The sequence below is a fragment of the Amycolatopsis sp. GM8 genome (assembly GCF_021653975.1).
In the GTDB taxonomy this organism is placed as follows: domain Bacteria; phylum Actinomycetota; class Actinomycetes; order Mycobacteriales; family Pseudonocardiaceae; genus Amycolatopsis_E.
In genome coordinates, this window is the sequence record NZ_JAJKFK010000002.1 from 105,840 (window position 1) to 122,469 (window position 16,630).

A 16,630-nucleotide genomic window follows, 5' to 3' on the forward strand; every position below is an offset into this window, starting at 1 on the left:
AGGAGTTGCTGATGTTGGACGGGTGCGTGCCCTGGCCGGAAGACCTGGCCGAGCGCTACCGGGCGGCGGGCTACTGGACCGGGGAACCGCTGGACACGCTGCTGTGGGACGGGGTTTCGCGGCACCCCTCGCGGGTCGCGCTGGTCGGCGCCGACGGGTCGCGGTGGACGTATGCCGAACTCGACGCGTGGGTCGCGCGGGTCGCGTCAGGACTGTCGCGGTTGGTCGCACCGCGCGAGCGGGTCATCGTGCAGGTGCCGAACATTCCGGAGTTCGTGGCGCTTTTCTTCGCACTGCTGCGGGTGGGCGCTCTTCCGGTGCTGGCGCTGCCTGCGCATCGGGAAGCGGAAATCGTGCCGCTGTGCGAACTCAGCGAAGCGGTCGTGTACTTCATCGCGGACGAATACCGGGAACTCGGGCGCATCGTGCAGAAAGCCGTGCCCGGCTTGCGGCAGGTCGTGGTGGTGGACGAGGAGCTGCCGACCGGGGAGCCCGTCGAACTGCCGGAGCCCGACCCCGCGGATGTCGCGCTCTTCCTGCTCTCCGGGGGGACAACGGGGACCCCGAAGCTGATCCCCCGTACGCACAACGACTATCTGTACAACGCGCGCGCGAGCGCTCGGGTGGCGGGCTTCGACGAGTCCACTGTGTACCTCGTCGCACTCCCGGCGGCGCACAACTTCGCACTCGCCTGCCCCGGCCTGCTGGGCGCCTACGCGGCGGGCGGCACCGTCGTACTCGCGTCGGATCCCAGTCCCGACACGGCTTTCGCGTTGATCGAACGCGAGCACGTCACGGTCACCGCGGTGGTGCCGCCGGTCGCTCTACTGTGGATGGACGCGGCGGAGTTCGCCGACGAGGACCTGTCGAGCCTGCAACTGTTACAGGTCGGCGGCGCGAAGCTGAGCGCGGAACCGGCGGGGCGGGTCCGGTCGGCGTTGGGCTGCGCATTGCAGCAGGTGTTCGGGATGGCGGAAGGGTTGCTGAACTTCACGCGGCTCGACGATTCCGACGAACTGGTGATCACCACCCAGGGCCGTCCATTGTGTCCGGACGACGAAGTGCGCGTCCTGGATAACGGTGAGCTGCTCACGCGCGGTCCGTACACGCTGCGCGGCTATTACCGTGCGGCGGAACACAACGCGCGCTCGTTCACCGAGGACGGCTTCTATCGCAGCGGTGACGTCGTGCGGCAGCTGCCGTCCGGGCATCTGATCGTCGAGGGCCGGGTCAAGGACCAGATCAACCGCGGTGGCGAGAAGATTCCCGCCGAGGAACTGGAGAACCACCTGCTCGCGCACCCGGCGGTGCACGACGCGGCGGTGGTCGGCATGGCGGACGAGGTGATGGGCGAACGGACCTGCGCGTTCCTCGTCGTCAAGGGCGAGGCACCCACGCTGCGTGAGGTCACGGCTTTCCTGCGGGAGCGCGGGGTCGCGGCCTACAAGCTGCCGGACCGGGTCGAGGTGCTGGAGAAGTTCCCGCTCACGAAGGTCGGCAAGGTCAGCAAGGCGGACCTCGCCCGGCGCCTCGCCGGTGACGCCGAGTGAGGTCTCGCACCACCGGCCTCGTCGTCGCCCTGGTTCTGCTCGTTCTCGTCGCGCTGGTGAGCATCGCGGTCGGCGCGCGCTCGATCCCACTGTCCACTGTGGTCCATCTCCTGTTCGAACGGGACGGTTCGGACTCCTCGTACGTGGTGTGGACCCTGCGGATTCCGCGCACCCTGATCGGGATCGTGGTCGGCGCGTCACTCGGCGTCGCGGGCGCGGTCATGCAAGCGCTCACCCGCAACCCGCTCGCCGATCCCGGGCTGCTGGGGGTCAACGCCGGTGCGTCGGCGGCGGCCGCGCTGGCGGTGAGCGTGCTGGGGTTGACCGATCTGCGGGCGTTCGTGTGGTTCGCGTTCGCGGGGGCGGCGATCGCCGGGACGGTGCTGTACGTCATCGCGGGCCGGGGCGGCGCTTCACCGGTGCGGCTCGCGCTCGCGGGGACAGCGGTGTCGGCCGCGTTGACCGGGCTCACCCAGGGATTGACCCTGCTGGATCAGCAGACGCTGGACCAGATGCGCTTCTGGACGGTGGGCTCGCTGCAACGGGCCGACGGCTCGACGCTCGTGCAGGTCGTGCCGTTCCTCGCGGCCGGGTTGATCCTCGCGCTGCTGCTCGCCCGGCCGCTGAACGCGCTGGCGCTCGGTGACGATGCCGGGAAGGCGCTCGGCGCGCATCTGGGCCGCACGCGTTTGCTGTCGCTGGTGGCGATCACGCTGCTGGCCGGGGCCGCGACGGCCGCGGTCGGCCCGCTGGTGTTCGTCGGACTCGCTGTGCCGCATATGGTTCGCGCCGTGACCGGGCCGGATCAGCGGTGGGTGCTGCCGTACTGCGCGGTGGTCGCGCCGACGTTGTTGCTGGCCGCCGACGTGCTGGGCCGGGTCATCGCGCCCGAAGAGATCGACGTCGGTGTGGTCACGGCATTCCTGGGGGCGCCGGTGTTCGTGTGGTTGGTGCGGCGGAGCAAGGCGGCGCGGGCATGACCAGATCCGTTGTGGTGTCGACAGGTCTGATCGCCGTCATTGTCATCGTGTCGGTGATCACCCTCGGCGTCGGCTCGATTTCCGTGGCACCACTGGATGTCGTGCGTACTTTGCTGGGGAACGGCAGCAGGCTCACCAATTTCGCGGTACTCGACCTGCGGTTGCCGCGCGTGCTGATCGCCCTGTGCGTCGGCGCGGCGCTCGGCATGAGCGGCGCGGTTTTCCAGAGCCTGTCGCGGAATCCCCTGGGCAGCCCGGACATCATCGGTTTCAACTACGGGGCCACGACCGGTGGGCTCCTGGTGATCCTGGTGTTCGGCGGCGGCCTGCTGGGGGTTTCGGTGGGCGCCCTCGCCGGCGGGATCGTGACCGCGCTCGCGGTGTATCTCCTTGCGTGGCAACGAGGTGTGCGCGGGACGCGGTTGGTGCTGGTGGGTATCGGGGTCAGCGCGGTCCTGCAGGCGGTCAACTTCTACCTGATCGTCAACGCGAAACTGGCCGAAGTCTCGCGGGCGACGGTGTGGATCACGGGGAGCCTCAACAACCTTGGCTGGGAGCACGTCTGGCCGATCGTCATCGCACTCGTGGTGATCGTGCCGCTGTTGCTGGTCGGGGTGCGGTGGCTGAACATCCTGGAAATGGGTGACGATTCGGCGGCCGCGCTCGGTGTCCGGGTCGAGCCGAGCCGGCTGTACCTGATCATCGTCGGCACGGCCGCCTGCGCCGCGGCGACCGCCGTCGCCGGACCGATCGCCTTCGTGTCGCTCACCGCCCCGCAACTCGCGAAGCGGCTCACACACGCGCCCGGCGCGGGAATCCTGCCGGCCGCCTGGATGGGTGCGCTGCTGGTGCTGGCGGCGGATTTCGTGGCCCAGCGCGTCGCGGGCAGCGGCACGCTCCCCGTCGGTGTCGCCACCGCGGCCTTGGGCGGCGCCTACCTGGCCTGGCTCCTGCGCCGCACCCGCCGCTGACCGTCGCTTACGCGGGCACGACGTAGGGGGCGACGCTGGTCAGCTTCTCGCAAGTCTCTTCCAGCTCCCGCTCCGGCGTCGAGTCCACCACGATCCCGGCCCCCGCGCGCAGCCACGTCAGGCCGGATTCCTGATACACCGCCCGCAGGACGAGCGCCGCGTCCAGGGAACCGTCGTGCGACGTCGCGATCACGGCGCCCGAGTAAAGGCCGCGGGTCTCGTCCAGACGCGCGATCGCGTCGAGCGACTCGCGCTTGGGGATGCCCGACGCGGTCACCGCCGGGAAGAGCGCCTCGAGTGCGTCCCACGCCGTCCGCCCGTCCGCCAAGTGGCCGCTGACCAGCGAAGCCAGGTGCTGCACGCTGCCACGTTCCTTCACGCCCATGAAGTCCCCGACCCGCACGGACCCCGGGCGACACACCCGGCGCAGCTCTTCCTGCGCGGTGCGCACGGAAACCGCGTGCTCGAAGATCTCCTTCGGGTTCGACTCCAGTTCCGCCCGCGCCGCGGCATCGGCTTCTGCCCCGCGGCCGAACGCGCGCGTCCCGGCCAGCGGCTGCGTCGTGACATCGCCCGACGGGGACACGGTCACGACGATCTCGGGACTGAACCCCGCCGCCTCCGCGTCCCCGAGCCGCATCAGGAAGGAGCGCGCGGGGGTGTTGCCGCGACGCCCGAGCTCGTACGTCGAGACGAGGTCTGCGGCGAACGGGATCCGCACCGACCTGGAGAGAATGACCTTCTGATACTGCCCCTGCCGGATTTCCTTGACCGCCTGCGCGACGCGCTCGCGGTAGCTCGCCCCATCCGCCCGGACATCGACGGCACGAGGCTCTCCCGGCGAGGCCACCGGCGCGCTCAGGATCGCGCGAACCCGATCTTCGTCCCCACGGATGGTCACGTCGCCATCGACGACGGTCACCTCGGTCTGTGGCACGAGCAACCGCACCAGCACGCCGTCCGGTTCGCCCGCACCACGCAGACCCAGCCCGGGCAACAACCCCGAGAATCCAAAGTGGACGCGGCCGTAGGCGCGCCATTCGGGCACCGGCAACGAGTCCAGCGCTTTCCGCAGCGCCGCGCCGGGCGAACCCGACCATTCGGTGTCGGATTCGATCACACCACGCACCCGGACATGCGACGCGTCGAGCGTGACCGTCGCCAGCGCGCCGCCCGCGAACGTCCACGCGCCATCTCGTTCGTACACCACATAATCGCCGAAGCCGGCGCGCGCGAGCGCCGTCATCATCCCCAGTGTCACGCCCACTCCTTTACGACATACTCATCCGACCAGTCCAACGCCGGCCGGCGGTCCACGATCGAAGCCAGGATTTCGCCGACCCGCACGGCGGTGTTGGACAGCAGCGACGACGTGATGCCGTGCGTGTGCTCGGTGCCGCCCTGCAGATAGATCGCGCCGGGCAGGTCCGGCAGGACGAGCCGGTAGTCCCGTTCGACGCGCAACCGGCCGTGCTCGTCGCGACGGCACCGCTGTCCGAGATCCCCGAGCAGTGGCGTCGGATCGGCGGACAGGTAACCGGTCGCATACACCACGAGATCGGCTTCCAGCACGGTTTTTTCGCCGGTGGTAAGCGATTCCACGGTGACACACACCGTCTCGTCCTCGGTGATGTCCACCGGCCGCGAGGTATTGAAGATCCGCAACCGCGACTTGCCCTGCACCTTTTCCCGGTACACGCGCTTGTACAGATCGTCGATGAGGTCGATGTCCACGGCCGAGTAGTTCGTGTTCGCGTGGTAGGTCATCAAGCGCCGCTTGACATCCTCGGGCGCCGAGTAAAACGCGTCGACGCCGTCGGGGTCGAAGATCCGGTTGGCGAACGAGCTGTCGTCCGACGGGCTGTAGCCGTACCGCGCGAAGACCGAGCAGACCTCGGCCGCGGGAAACCTGTCGTGCAGGAACGCGGTCACCTCGGCGGCGCTCTGCCCGGCCCCGACGACCACACAGCGCGCGGGATCCCGGACGTCGTCGATCCGGTGCAGCAGCTGCTGGTTGTGCCAGATGCGATCGCTGGTCTCGGCCCCTTCCGGCAGGTTCGGGCGCAGGCCGGTGCCGACCACGAGGTTGCGCGCGCGGTAGACCTCGCCGCCGGCGGTGCGCACCTCGAAGAACGGGTCACCGCCGCGTACGGAAACCACTTCGTGGCCATAGGAAACCTGGTCGTCGACCTTCGCGGCGGCCCACTCGAAGTAGTCGTGGAACTCGATGCGCAGCGGGAACAGGTTCTTGTGGTTGATGAAATCGACCAGGCGCCCGTGACTGTGCAGGTACGACAGGAAACTGAACGTGCTGGCCGGGTTCCGCATCGTGACCAGGTCCTTGAGGAACGAGACCTGCATCGTCGCGTCCTCGAGCAGCATCCCGCGATGCCAGCCGAACCGGGGCTGGCGTTCGAGGAACTGTGCGGTGACCGGCGTGGCAGCGGTGGCGTTGTGCTCGGCCACGGCGATCGCCAGCGCGAGATTGGAGGGCCCGAAACCCACCCCGATCAGGTCGAACTCCGGCGGTACTGGCATGCCCGTCCCATCTGTCGATGTACAACCGAGGCAACCCTAACCTAACTTAGGTGAGCCTCTGCTACTACATTTGGGCGTGATGTTGATCCCTGACACGAGGAGGACCGATGCGGGTCGCGATGTTCGGGTACCAGACCTGGGGGCACCGCACGCTGCGCGCGCTGCTGGACTCGGAGCACGACGTGGTCCTGGTGGTGACCCATCCCAAGAGCGACCACGCGTACGAGAAGATCTGGTCCGACTCCGTGGCGGATCTCGCCGAGGAGCACGGCGTTCCGGTGCTGCTGCGGAACCGGCCCGATGACGTGGTCACCCACCTCAAGGAGGCCGAGCCGGACATCATCGTGGCGAACAACTGGCGCACCTGGCTGCCGCCGGAGATCTTCACCCTGCCGCGGCACGGAACGCTGAACGTGCACGACTCGCTTTTGCCCGCCTACGCCGGATTTTCGCCGCTGATCTGGGCGCTGATCAACGGCGAGCCGGAGGTCGGCGTCACCGCCCACATGATGGACGAGGAACTGGACGCCGGGAACATCGTGCTGCAACGCTCGGTAGCCGTCGGGCCGCGTGACACGAGTGCGGACCTGTTCCACAAGACCGTCGACCTCATCGCGCCCGTGGTGACCGAGGCGCTCGGGCTGATCGCGTCGGGGCGCACAGAGTGGGCGCCGCAGGACCGGTCCAGGGCCAGCTTCTTCCACAAACGGTCCATTGAGGACAGCCGGATCGACTGGACCTGGCCGGCGGCGGACCTCGACCGGCTCGTGCGCGCGCAGGTCGACCCGTATCCGAACGCGTTCACGTTCCATCGTGGACAGCGGCTGCGGATCGTGAAAGCTTCGGTGTCGCAAGGCTTTTACGGTGGGACGCCCGGCCGGATCTTCATCAAGGAAGGTGACGGCGTGGTGATCGTCGCCGGCGCCGACGCCCGGTTCGGCCGCAACCACGGCCTTGTCGTGGAACGCGTCCGCACCGAGGACGGCACGGAACTGGCGGCCGGCGACTACTTCCGCACGATGGGCGGTTATCTCACTGGTCAGCCCTGAGGAAGCAACACGAGCTTGCCCCGGGCATGCCCGCTCTGGCTGATTTCGAGCGCGGCGCGCCACTGCTCGAGCGGGAACGTGCGGGCGACCGGGATGGTGAACCGGCCGTCCGCGGTGTGCTGGGCGAACTCGCCGAGCACGTCCCAGGCCAGCGGCTGGGTCTCGGTGAAACTGGTGCGGATTCCGAGTTCGGTGGCGGCGGTCATGTCGGTGACGGTGAGCACGCGGCGCGGATCACCATTCGCGACCTGAAGGAGGCCGGGCAGTGCGCCACTGGGCGGCGCGACGTCCAGGACCAGATCCACCGGCCCGTCGGCCACTTCCTTGACCCGCGCGGCCAATCCGTCGCCATAGGAGGTCACCGTCGCGCCCAGGGCACGCAGGCGTTCGGCGTAGGTGTCGCCGGCGGTGGCAAGCACCCGCGTGCCCCGCATCAGGGCGATCTGCACGGCGGCGAACCCGACCATGGTCCCGGCGCCGTTGACCAGCAGCCTGTGCTCCGCCGTGACGCCAAGGCTTTCGACGCTTCGGTACGCCGTCTCGACCGCCAACGGCAGCGCGGCCGCCTGGACGAGGTCGAGTCCCGAAGGAACGCGAGCCCAATGGTTCAAGATCGCGAAGTCCGCCGCGCCGGCGCTGTGCCCACCGGCGTAGTCGGCCGCGCCCAGGACGGCATCGCCGACGGCGACGCCGGTGACCCCTTCGCCGACCGCGTCGACGGTCCCGGACACGTCGAGGCCGATGCCGCGAGGCAGCTTGCCGGGGAACAAGCCACCGCACAGGGCCCAGTCGGCCGGGTTCAGCCCGCACGCGTGCACAGCCACGCGAATCCGATCGGGGCCTGGGCTCGGCACTTCGGCCCGCTCCAGCCGCAGCACGTCGGCCGGCTCGCCGTACTCGTGGAAGCGGACCGCGTTCATGGTGGAGGCGTGATCAGTCATGGTTTTCCCCGCATAATGTCAGAGTCTGTCGCTACCACCGCAGGCTAGCACGTGACGTCAGAGCCTGTCGCTACACTGGGGACATGCCCCGCGACGGAGGACCCGCCCGCCTGCGCCTTCAGCAGGCGGCGCTGGAGCTGTACCAGGAACACGGCTACGACCAGGTCACCACGGCCGAGATCGCGGCACGGGCGGGCGTCACCGAGCGCACCTTCTACCGGCATTTCGCCGACAAGCGCGAAGTCCTTTTCGACGGCGAGAAAGTCCTGCGCGACGCACTGGTCACCGTCGTGGCCGGCGCGCCCGAATCCCTTGCGCCGCTTCCGGTCCTGCTGAGGGCCTTTCGTGCGGTGATACCCATGCTGGAGCGCAACCGCCCCTTCTCCGAACCGAGGCGGCACGTCATCGCCGCCACCCCGGCTCTCCGCGAGCGGGCACAGGCGAAAACGACCATCCTGACCGAGGCCCTCGCGACCGCGTTACGCGAGCGCGGTGTCTCCCAATCCGTGGCCTCACTGGCCGCCCAGATCGGGATGGCCGCCTTCGGCCAGGCCGCCGCCGTCTGGTTCAACCATCCTGACCGAGACCCCGACAAGCTCCTGTCTGCCGCCTTCGAGGACATCCGCGCCCTCGGCGCGCCCCTGGCACCGTGAGAATGTCCTTTTAGGACTTCTTAGCCCGGCTCGGTGCGACGCGCGGTGGTTCGTTCGGCATCTTGGGGTAGACCGGCGGCCACGGCGCGTCCATCAGCCCGTTTTCCATGTCCCGGCGCGACATCTCCAGCAGCGGCTCGAGCGACTGCGGCGTCATGCCGGCCCACGGATCTCCGCGCTCGGCGACGAGTGCCGGGACGGTGACGATGGTCAATCCGGCCGGCTCGACGGCGGCCAGTTCGTCCCAGCCGATGGGTGCCGAGACCTGCGCGCCGACGCGCGGGCGCACACACCAGGCACCGAAAACCGTTTTGTGCGGGGCATTCTGGTTGAAGTCGACGAACACGCGGGCCCCGCGTTCTTCCTTCCACCACTGCGCGGTGATCAGGTCCGGATGCCGCCGTTCCAGCTCGCGGGCGAGCGCGACGGCCGCCGCGCGCACCTGGTGGCCGTCCCAGTTCGGGTGCAGCGCAACGTAAACGTGCAAGCCACGCGAGCCCGTCGTCTTGAGGTGCGCTTCGATACCCAGTTCCCGCAGCAGCGCGCGGGTGATTCCGGCGGCCTGGCGCACCTGGTCGAACACGACGCCCGGCGACGGATCGAGGTCGATGCGCAGCTCGTCGGTCACCTCCGGCGTCGCCGCGTGCACCGGCCAGACGTGGAAGCCGATGCAGCCGAGGTTGACCGCCCACAGGATGTGCGCGAGATCCGCCGCCACCAGCGCGTCGCTGGTCGTGCCGTTCGGCGTCGAGACCACCGTCGTGGTGACCCAGTCCGGTGTGGACTTCGGAACCCGCTTCTGGAACCACGATTTCCCGCTCGCCCCGTCGGGATACCGTTCGAGCAGCAACGGCCGCCCGCCCAGCCGGGCGAGCAGCGGCCCGGCCACCGCCTCGTAGTACCGGACGAGATCGAGCTTCGTCTCGCCGCGCTCGGTGAAGTACACCTTCTCCGGGTGCGAGATCTCCACGCCGCCGACGTTCACGACCGTACCTCACCGAACAAAGTGGACAGTTCCGCCGGTGCGATCTCCTCCAGCTGCCCGTAGGTGCACGACTCGGGTTCCCGGTCCCCGCGGAACCGGACGAGTCGCGTGCCGTGCCGGAACCGCCCGCCCTGCACGTGCTCGTACCGCACCTCGGCGACCAGCTCGGGCCGGATCGGCTCCCACGCGAGGTCTTTGCCTACGCTCCAACGACTTTGCGCACCTGGCATCCGCCCACCCCATTCGGACTGCGCCTCCGCCCAGCGGCGCCACGGATGCTCGTCGAGCGCGTTCTCGCGCAACGGCGCCAGCTCGTCGACGAGCTCCTTGCGCCGGGCCACGGTGAAACTGCTCGCCACACCGACGTGATGCAGCGTGCCGTCGTCGTCGAACAGTCCTAACAGGAGCGAGCCGACGCCTTTTCCGTCTTTGTGCCAGCGAAAACCAGCGACCACACAGTCGGCCGTGCGCTCGTGCTTGACCTTCCACATGACACGCTTGTCCTGCTCGTACGCCTGGTCCGCGGGTTTCGCCATCACGCCGTCGAATCCGGCGCCCTCGAACCGGTTGAACCAATCCTGTGCCACGTCGGGATCCCCGGTCATCGGCGTCAGGTGCACGCGCGCGAACTCGCGGCTGACCATGCCCTCCAGCAGCCGGCGCCGCTCCGCGAACGGCTCGGCCATCAAATCGCGGTCGTCGAGGGAAAGCAGATCGAAGACGACGAAACTCGCCGGGGTTTCCGCGGCGAGTTTGCGCACCCGGGACGCGGCGGGATGCAACCGCAGTTGGAGGGTCTCGAAATCGAGCCCGTGCTCGGTGACGATCACGATCTCGCCGTCCACCACGCAGCGTGCCGGAAGCGCTTCCTTGAGTAGCTCGACCAGTTCGGGGAAATAGCGTGTCAGCGGCCGGTCATTGCGCGACCCGAGCTCCACCTCGTCGCCGTCGCGGAACACGATGCATCGGAACCCGTCCCATTTCGGTTCGTAACACAGGCCGGATGCGCGCGGGACCTCGTGCACGGCCTTGGCCAGCATCGGCCGGACCGGCGGCATCACGGGAAGGTCCACGGGACCGATGCTAGGCCATCCGCGCCGCGCAAGCGTCCCACTCGACCGAGTGACTCAGCTTTTGCGGAACTTCGCAGGCCGACCCACTATTTCGTCATTGATTTTCCAGGAAGGAGAAACCCAGTGGCCACAAGTTATTTGGCAGCTGTCGACTTCGGACAGGGCGTGTCGAACGCCTGGAGCGCGGTTGCCACCTTCGTCCCCAAGTTAGCCGCGTTCCTGGTGATCATGCTGATCGGCTGGATCGTGGCGAAGGTGCTCGCGAAGGTCGTGAGCACGATCCTCGGCAAGGTCGGTTTTGACCGGGTGGTCGAACGTGGTGGCATCAAACAGATGCTGGCGAACAGCAAGTACGACGCCACGGGCATCATCAGCAAGCTCGTGTACTACGCGATCTTGCTGATTTTCTTGCAGATCGCACTCGGCGCGTTCGGGCCGAACCCCGTGAGCTCGATGGTGACGAGCATCGTCGCGTGGCTGCCGAAGGCGGTGGTCGCGATCATCATCGTGGTGATCGCCGGTGCCATCGCCCGGGCGGTGCGGGATCTCGTGGGCAGCGCGCTCGGCGGGTTGTCCTACGGGAAGGTGCTCGCGACCGTGGCCGCGGTGTTCATCTGGGGCCTGGGCATCATCGCCGCGCTGAACCAGATCGGCGTCGCGACGACGGTGACCACGCCGGTGCTGGTCACCGTGCTCGCCATCGTGGCCGGCGTGATCGTCGTCGGGGTGGGCGGTGGTCTGGTTCGGCCGATGCAGCAGCGGTGGGAGAACTGGCTGGGCCGGGCGGAAAGCGAGTTGCCCGCGGCCAAGGCGCATGCGGAGGCTTATCAGCGTGGCCGCGAGGATGCGGCCCGGCATGCCGAACCGGCGACCGAGGAGATACCGGCTTCCGCGCCGCAGCGTCAAGAATGAGCGTCGAACCGCCTGGCGAGCGAGCAGATCGCGAGCAGGCGGGCGGTGAACCAGTCGGCGCGGGTCCAGTCCGCGGGTGAGGTGAAGCGCCAGCCGTGCTCCTTGGCCTGGTCAAGGAGCCCGCTGGCGTACCCCGCGAGCAACACGACCCCGGCGATGGCCGCTGAGCCCTCCACGCCGTACGTCACAATGTCGCGAACCGCGGCGGCGTGCTGGTCGATCGCCGCGAGCAACCCCGGCGTCGCCGCAGCCGCCAACAGACCGGCGCTCAACTGCGTGTGCAACCGGTCCAGCGTCCTGCGCGCCGAGAACTCGGCCACCCAACCTGCCATAGCGCCCACGGTAACCCGAACGGGTGTATTCGAGGGTCGGGATTGTGACCGATCCGGCGCGGCCGATCGCGCCAAAACCACAGCTTGACGCGCTGTGGTGCTGACGTTTCAGGTGGGGTGGCAACCACCCCCGCACTGCGAGCCACCACACCCGCACGAACAGCGAACTCGCGCACGTGAGGGGCAAACTCACGCGCACAGCGAGCAAACACGCGGACGCGACGAGCAAACACGCGGACGCGACGAGCTAACACACCCGCGCGGCGGGCAAACACGGCCACGCGAACGGCAAACGAGGCGCGCGGCGGGCCTGCTCACCCCGCGAACGGCAAACTCATGCGCACAGCGAGCAAACACGCGCGCGCAGCGGGCAAACTCACGCGCGCAAGCGGCAAACACGCCCGCGCGGCGGGCAAACACGCGCGGGGCCTAGGCCCGGCAAAGAATGGTGACAACAAGGCCGGCGCCACGGGACCTGGGAACGGAAGGGAACGGAGCGGGACGGAACGGGACAGCGAGAAGCAGCCCATCCACACCTCCCCCAACCCCGATAGAAAGCCGCCCTAGCGGTTGGCACGTCGTGTCAAGGGTGACCGCGCCAGCGGTCATCGCGATAGCGACGCCGAAGGCGCCCTTGATACGACGTGCCAACCGTTAGACGATCAGGCGATCGGGGTGGGCGAAGCCCCGGACCCGGCGCGAAGCGCCGGGACCCTCGCGCGGAGCGCGAGGGAAAAGAAAAAGATGTCCTCGCCGGACGGGCAGGCTCCAGGATGAGGGGGCCCAGGGGATCTCACCTTTTCGAGGTGGCTGAGTTGGGTGGTCATCCCGTCGCCTGCGGTTTTCGAATATCACTTTTCGCCAGAGCCGCAAGCTTTGTGTTCTCGGCCGCCGGACCCAGCCAAGGTTGCGGCCCTGACGAAAAGTGATCGTTCCTGTGTCAGGCGACGGGATGACCACCCAACTCGGCCCGTGGCCTCACGCCCCGCCCTGCGAAAATCTCCCCGTGTCTCGGGTACTGGGTGTGGATGCCTGTAAAGCCGGGTGGTTCGGCGTGGCGCTCGGCGATGGGTGCGCTTACGTCGCCGGGACCATCGCGGAGTTGGTCGGGCGGGCTGAAGCCGATGGGCCCGTCGACGTCGTCGGTATCGATATCCCGATCGGGTTGCCCGACACCACGCGGCGGCAGGCCGATGTGCTGGCCCGCCAGGCTATCGGCCGACTCCGCGCCTCCGTGTTCATCACACCGGTCCGGCCCGCGCTTTCGGCGCCTGATCACCGGACCGCGAGTGAGCTGAACCGGAAGCTCGCCGGCGAGGGCATCTCCATGCAGGCCTTCCGCTTGACACCGAAGCTCTTGCAGGTCGAGGCGTGGGCGCGCGTGACACACCATCGGGTCGTCGAGGTGCATCCCGAGGTTAGCTTCGCCACGTTGGCGGGCGAGCCGCTCACCGCGAGTAAGCACACGTGGGCGGGGGCCGAACTGCGCCGTGGCCTGCTCGGCAACGCCGGAATCGACCTCCACGACCTGGGCTCGCCCGGCCGATTCGCCGGGGTCGACGACGTGCTCGACGCGGCGGTCGTCGCCTGGACCGCGCGCCGGGTCGCGGCGGGCGAGGCCCGCGCGATGCCCGATCCGCCGGAGGCGTTCAGCGACGGGTGGCCGAGCGCGATCTGGCGATGAGTTTCGCCGCCGTCGCCGGTCTCTTCGCGTATGACACAGATCAACGGGATGGCGACGGTGGCAATCCCCGTCGCCGATCAGGAACGGGCGTTCGAGTTCTACGTGGGCACGCTCGGGTTCGAGAAGCGCCGCGATCTCCCGGGCGGGGGCACGCGCTGGCTGGAGGTGGCGCCGCCGGGGTCACCGACCTCGGTCGCGCTCGTCGTGGGCGAAGGCGGGGTGGACACCGGCATCCGCTTCACCACCACGGACGCCACCGCCGATCATGAGACCCTGCGCGCCGCCGGGGTGGACGTGGACGCGGAAGTCCTTCGCTGGCAAGGAGTTCCGCCGATGTTCACGTTCCGCGACCCCGACGGGAACAGGCTCGTCATCGTGGAGGTCTGACCTCAGCCGCAGCCGACGACACCGCCGTCGACGGGGATGGTCGCGCCGGTGAGGTACGCGCCCGCGGTCGAGGACAGGAAAATCACCGTGCCCGCGATATCCGCCGGCTGCCCGAACCGTCCGAGCGGGATCCCGTTCTGGATCATCTCGTTCATGCTGGGGTCGTCCAGCATGAATTTCGTCATCTCGGTGAGGAAGAAGCCGGGCGCGATCGCGTTGACCGTGATCGCCTCGCCCGCCAGCCGCTGCGCGAGATGCCGGGTCAGCATGTGCACCGCGGCCTTGCTGGCCGAGTACGAGTAGTTCTCCGTGAACGGCACGCGCAGCCCGTCGATCGACCCGATGTTGATCACGCGGGCGGGCCGGTCCTCGGCCGCGCGCAACGCCGGCAGCAGCGCGGTGGTCAGCTCGAACAACCCGGTCACGTTGGTGGACAGCACCTTCTCCCAGCCCTTGGTCGGGAAGTCCTCCAGCGGCGAGCCCCACGCGGCGCCCGCGTTGTTCACCAGCACGTCGAGCTTGCCGCCGAAATGCTCGCCGACGGCCGCCACGAGCCGCTCGATGTCCTCGCAGGAGGTCAGGTCCGCCTGCAGCGCGTGGCATTCACCAGTCTGCGAGAGTTCGGCGGCCAGTGCCCGGGCGGCGTCGGGCTTGCGGGCACAGATGATCACGCGCGCGCCCGCGTCCACCATGCCGCGGGCGATCATCTCGCCGATACCCCGCGAGCCGCCGGTGATCAGCACGGTCTTGCCTGACACGGAGAAAAGGTTCATGGCCGTAGCCTAGAGGCTTGTCCTCGCCCGGGCTCCTGGGTTAGGTTTCGCGACGTGAATACTGGGACGGCTCACAGCCACGCACGGATTGGCGACCCGGTAGCTCCTTGAGCGCCCGCGCGGGCTCTGGCCCGCCCGCCGCGTCCCCGTTTTCACATGCCAAGGAGCAGAAACCATTTCCGCGAAATTCAATCACACCATTATCGCTTCCCATGACCGGCACGAATCGGCCCGGTTCTTCCGGGAACTGTTCGAGGCGGAGGAAGCGCCGTCTTGGGGCGTGTTCACCAATGTCCTGTTCGACGACGGGGTCCTGCTGCAGTTCGCCGAGCCACCGGTGGAAATCCAGATGCAGCACTACGCGTTCCTGGTCGACGACGAACTGTTCGACCGCGCGTACGCCCGCCTTCGCGAGCGCGGTATCGAGCACTGGGCCGATCCGTTTCGGAAACGGCCCGGTGAGACCAATACCGAGCACGGTGGCCGCGGTGTGTACTTCCTGGACCCGTCCGGGCACGGTATCGAGATGATCACCCGGCCGTACCTGTGAACCGCGCTCAGAAGCCGTACTTCTGCTTCAGCTCGGCGAGTGTGTCGACGAACCCGTCCACATGTTCGTCGGAGAGCCGGTTGTTCATCATCAACCGGATCACGGCACGGTTCTTCGGCACGGCCGGGTAGCCGAACATCGGCACCAGGTACCCGCGTTCGATGAACTCCGCGCGCACGCGCACGGCGATGTCGTTGGCGCCCACCAGAATCGACGTGATGTACGTCGGTGTGGGGTTGATGGTGCACCCGATCCGCAGCAGCCGCTCCCGCACCCGGTCGACCCGGTCGAGATAGTGCTCCATCACCGACGGGTCGCGGCGCATCCGGCGCAGCACGTGCACGATGGCGCCGGCGGTCGGCGGCTGGATGTTGGTGGTGAAAACCGTTGTGCCGGAAAGGAAACGGAACGCGTCGAGCGCGTCGGCCGGTCCCGCGAGGGCGCCGCCGCTCAGGCCGACCCCCTTGCCGAACGACACCATCTGGAAGGTCACCCGGCGCAGCGCCTCGTACTGGGCGGCGAACCGGCGCCCGCCGTTGCCGTACACCATGAAACCGTTGGCGTCGTCGACGAAGCTGACCGCGCCGAACTCCTCGCACAGGTCGAGGATTTCGCCGACCGGAGCCAGCGAGCCGTCCGCGGAGTAGACGGTCTCGAAGCCGACGACGATCTTGCGCCCTTCCAGCCTTTCCAGCTCGCTCCGGAGGCTGGTCATGTCGTTGTGGTCGAACATGATCAGGTTGCGGCCGAACTTGAATCGCTCCGCGGCCTTCCACATGCTCCAATGGCATTCGCGGTCGAGCACGAGCACCGTGTCGGTGTTGTCCACACCATCGTCGTTGTTGAACGAGAACCGGGCGCTCATCGCGTTCACGAAGCCGATGTTCGCGAGCATCCCGGTGGCGAAGGTGAGCGCCCGCTCCTTGCCGGTGATCTCGGCGACGAGCGCCTCCAGTTCCAGGTGCGGCCGGGAGACGCCCTGGATGATCCGGGAGCCGCCGACGACCAGGCCGTAGTTCGCCGCCGTCTCGGCGAACACGGTGCGCACGTCCGGATCGTGCTGCCAGCCCAGGATGCCGATACCGCAGAAGTTGACCATCTTCTTGCCGTCCATGCTGACGATCGCGTCGTTGACGTCGTCGAGCTCGGGCAGCTTGATGAATTCGCCGGTTCCTCGCGCGCCGTCGAGCCAGGTGGAGAAACCCCAGCGGGCCAGTGCCGGGTCCGCGGACCGCGTCATGATCGTTCCTCG

The 16,630-nt window shown here is 68.3% G+C and carries 17 protein-coding genes; 9 read left to right on the forward strand and 8 right to left on the reverse strand.

What is annotated here, in order from left to right:
* Positions 1–11: 11 nt before the first annotated feature.
* From LOZ83_RS07720 to LOZ83_RS07730, 3 genes are read left to right on the forward strand one after another with little or no spacing between them, the layout of a single operon-like run.
* The gene (locus tag LOZ83_RS07720; RefSeq protein ID WP_236789560.1) at positions 12–1,550 is read left to right on the forward strand and encodes a (2,3-dihydroxybenzoyl)adenylate synthase; all 1,539 of its coding nucleotides are present in this window, start codon (positions 12–14) and stop codon (positions 1,548–1,550) included.
* Complete coding sequence (locus LOZ83_RS07725; RefSeq protein ID WP_236789561.1) at positions 1,547–2,530, forward strand: iron ABC transporter permease; 984 nt, start codon at positions 1,547–1,549, stop codon at positions 2,528–2,530. The genes LOZ83_RS07720 and LOZ83_RS07725 overlap by 4 nt, the downstream gene beginning before the upstream one ends.
* A complete protein-coding gene (locus LOZ83_RS07730) occupies positions 2,527–3,501 on the forward strand; it encodes an iron chelate uptake ABC transporter family permease subunit (protein ID WP_236789562.1) in 975 nt (324 codons plus the stop codon). Before LOZ83_RS07725 ends, LOZ83_RS07730 begins: the two co-directional genes overlap by 4 nt.
* Positions 3,502–3,508: 7 nt before the next feature.
* On the opposite strand, the gene LOZ83_RS07735 is transcribed toward LOZ83_RS07730, so the two are convergent.
* Positions 3,509–4,762: a salicylate synthase gene (locus LOZ83_RS07735; protein ID WP_236789563.1), complete on the reverse strand. Its 1,254-nt coding sequence runs from the start codon at positions 4,760–4,762 to the stop codon at positions 3,509–3,511.
* Positions 4,759–6,039, reverse strand: a complete 1,281-nt coding sequence (locus tag LOZ83_RS07740) for a lysine N(6)-hydroxylase/L-ornithine N(5)-oxygenase family protein (protein WP_236789564.1) — start codon at positions 6,037–6,039, stop codon at positions 4,759–4,761. The genes LOZ83_RS07735 and LOZ83_RS07740 overlap by 4 nt, the downstream gene beginning before the upstream one ends.
* Positions 6,040–6,146: 107 nt before the next feature.
* Here LOZ83_RS07740 and LOZ83_RS07745 point away from each other — a divergent pair, with 107 nt between their 5' ends.
* Positions 6,147–7,088, forward strand: coding sequence for a methionyl-tRNA formyltransferase (locus tag LOZ83_RS07745; protein WP_236789565.1), 942 nt, complete (start codon positions 6,147–6,149; stop codon positions 7,086–7,088).
* Here the strand turns inward: LOZ83_RS07745 and LOZ83_RS07750 are convergent.
* Complete coding sequence (locus LOZ83_RS07750; protein WP_236789566.1) at positions 7,079–8,029, reverse strand: NADP-dependent oxidoreductase; 951 nt, start codon at positions 8,027–8,029, stop codon at positions 7,079–7,081. The two genes, LOZ83_RS07745 and LOZ83_RS07750, sit on opposite strands and share 10 nt — an antisense overlap.
* An 83-nt stretch (positions 8,030–8,112) precedes the next feature.
* On the opposite strand from LOZ83_RS07750, the gene LOZ83_RS07755 reads away from it, so the two are divergent.
* Positions 8,113–8,682, forward strand: coding sequence for a TetR/AcrR family transcriptional regulator (locus tag LOZ83_RS07755; protein WP_236789567.1), 570 nt, complete (start codon positions 8,113–8,115; stop codon positions 8,680–8,682).
* Between the two features lie 10 nt (positions 8,683–8,692).
* Here LOZ83_RS07755 and ligD read toward each other — a convergent pair whose 3' ends face one another.
* A complete protein-coding gene (gene ligD / locus LOZ83_RS07760) occupies positions 8,693–9,667 on the reverse strand; it encodes a non-homologous end-joining DNA ligase (RefSeq protein WP_236789568.1) in 975 nt (324 codons plus the stop codon).
* On the reverse strand, positions 9,664–10,740 hold the full coding sequence (locus tag LOZ83_RS07765; protein ID WP_236789569.1) for an ATP-dependent DNA ligase: 1,077 nt from the start codon (positions 10,738–10,740) through the stop codon (positions 9,664–9,666). The genes ligD and LOZ83_RS07765 overlap by 4 nt, the downstream gene beginning before the upstream one ends.
* 123 nt (positions 10,741–10,863) lie before the next feature.
* Between LOZ83_RS07765 and LOZ83_RS07770 the strand changes: the two genes are divergently transcribed.
* Positions 10,864–11,652 (forward strand): hypothetical protein, encoded by a 789-nt coding sequence (locus LOZ83_RS07770; RefSeq protein ID WP_236789570.1) that lies wholly within the window; start codon positions 10,864–10,866, stop codon positions 11,650–11,652.
* Here LOZ83_RS07770 and LOZ83_RS07775 read toward each other — a convergent pair.
* Positions 11,643–11,984: a DUF6401 family natural product biosynthesis protein gene (locus LOZ83_RS07775; protein ID WP_236789571.1), complete on the reverse strand. Its 342-nt coding sequence runs from the start codon at positions 11,982–11,984 to the stop codon at positions 11,643–11,645. The two genes, LOZ83_RS07770 and LOZ83_RS07775, sit on opposite strands and share 10 nt — an antisense overlap.
* A gap of 1,006 nt (positions 11,985–12,990) precedes the next feature.
* Between LOZ83_RS07775 and LOZ83_RS07780 the strand changes: the two genes are divergently transcribed.
* A complete protein-coding gene (locus LOZ83_RS07780; protein WP_236789572.1) occupies positions 12,991–13,668 on the forward strand; it encodes a DUF429 domain-containing protein in 678 nt (225 codons plus the stop codon).
* A gap of 30 nt (positions 13,669–13,698) precedes the next feature.
* Complete coding sequence (locus LOZ83_RS07785; protein WP_236789573.1) at positions 13,699–14,055, forward strand: VOC family protein; 357 nt, start codon at positions 13,699–13,701, stop codon at positions 14,053–14,055.
* Positions 14,056–14,057: 2 nt separating this feature from the next.
* On the opposite strand, the gene LOZ83_RS07790 is transcribed toward LOZ83_RS07785, so the two are convergent.
* A complete protein-coding gene (locus tag LOZ83_RS07790) occupies positions 14,058–14,828 on the reverse strand; it encodes a glucose 1-dehydrogenase (protein WP_236789574.1) in 771 nt (256 codons plus the stop codon).
* 175 nt (positions 14,829–15,003) lie between these two features.
* Here LOZ83_RS07790 and LOZ83_RS07795 point away from each other — a divergent pair, with 175 nt between their 5' ends.
* Complete coding sequence (locus LOZ83_RS07795; RefSeq protein WP_236790732.1) at positions 15,004–15,378, forward strand: VOC family protein; 375 nt, start codon at positions 15,004–15,006, stop codon at positions 15,376–15,378.
* 7 nt (positions 15,379–15,385) lie between these two features.
* Here the strand turns inward: LOZ83_RS07795 and LOZ83_RS07800 are convergent, their stop codons facing one another.
* On the reverse strand, positions 15,386–16,618 hold the full coding sequence (locus LOZ83_RS07800; RefSeq protein WP_236789575.1) for a pyridoxal phosphate-dependent aminotransferase family protein: 1,233 nt from the start codon (positions 16,616–16,618) through the stop codon (positions 15,386–15,388).
* Positions 16,619–16,630: the final 12 nt, after the last annotated feature.

Coding starts and splice junctions, on each gene's coding strand:
- LOZ83_RS07750 (WP_236789566.1), bottom strand. CDS start 8,029: ATGACTGATCACGCCTCCACCATGAACGCGGTCCGCTTCCACGAGTAC.
- LOZ83_RS07775 (WP_236789571.1), bottom strand. CDS start 11,984: ATGGCAGGTTGGGTGGCCGAGTTCTCGGCGCGCAGGACGCTGGACCGG.
- LOZ83_RS07730 (WP_236789562.1), top strand. CDS start 2,527: ATGACCAGATCCGTTGTGGTGTCGACAGGTCTGATCGCCGTCATTGTC.
- LOZ83_RS07800 (WP_236789575.1), bottom strand. CDS start 16,618: ATGACGCGGTCCGCGGACCCGGCACTGGCCCGCTGGGGTTTCTCCACC.
- LOZ83_RS07745 (WP_236789565.1), top strand. CDS start 6,147: ATGCGGGTCGCGATGTTCGGGTACCAGACCTGGGGGCACCGCACGCTG.
- LOZ83_RS07755 (WP_236789567.1), top strand. CDS start 8,113: ATGCCCCGCGACGGAGGACCCGCCCGCCTGCGCCTTCAGCAGGCGGCG.
- LOZ83_RS07785 (WP_236789573.1), top strand. CDS start 13,699: ATGACACAGATCAACGGGATGGCGACGGTGGCAATCCCCGTCGCCGAT.
- LOZ83_RS07740 (WP_236789564.1), bottom strand. CDS start 6,039: ATGCCAGTACCGCCGGAGTTCGACCTGATCGGGGTGGGTTTCGGGCCC.
- LOZ83_RS07790 (WP_236789574.1), bottom strand. CDS start 14,828: ATGAACCTTTTCTCCGTGTCAGGCAAGACCGTGCTGATCACCGGCGGC.
- LOZ83_RS07720 (WP_236789560.1), top strand. CDS start 12: ATGTTGGACGGGTGCGTGCCCTGGCCGGAAGACCTGGCCGAGCGCTAC.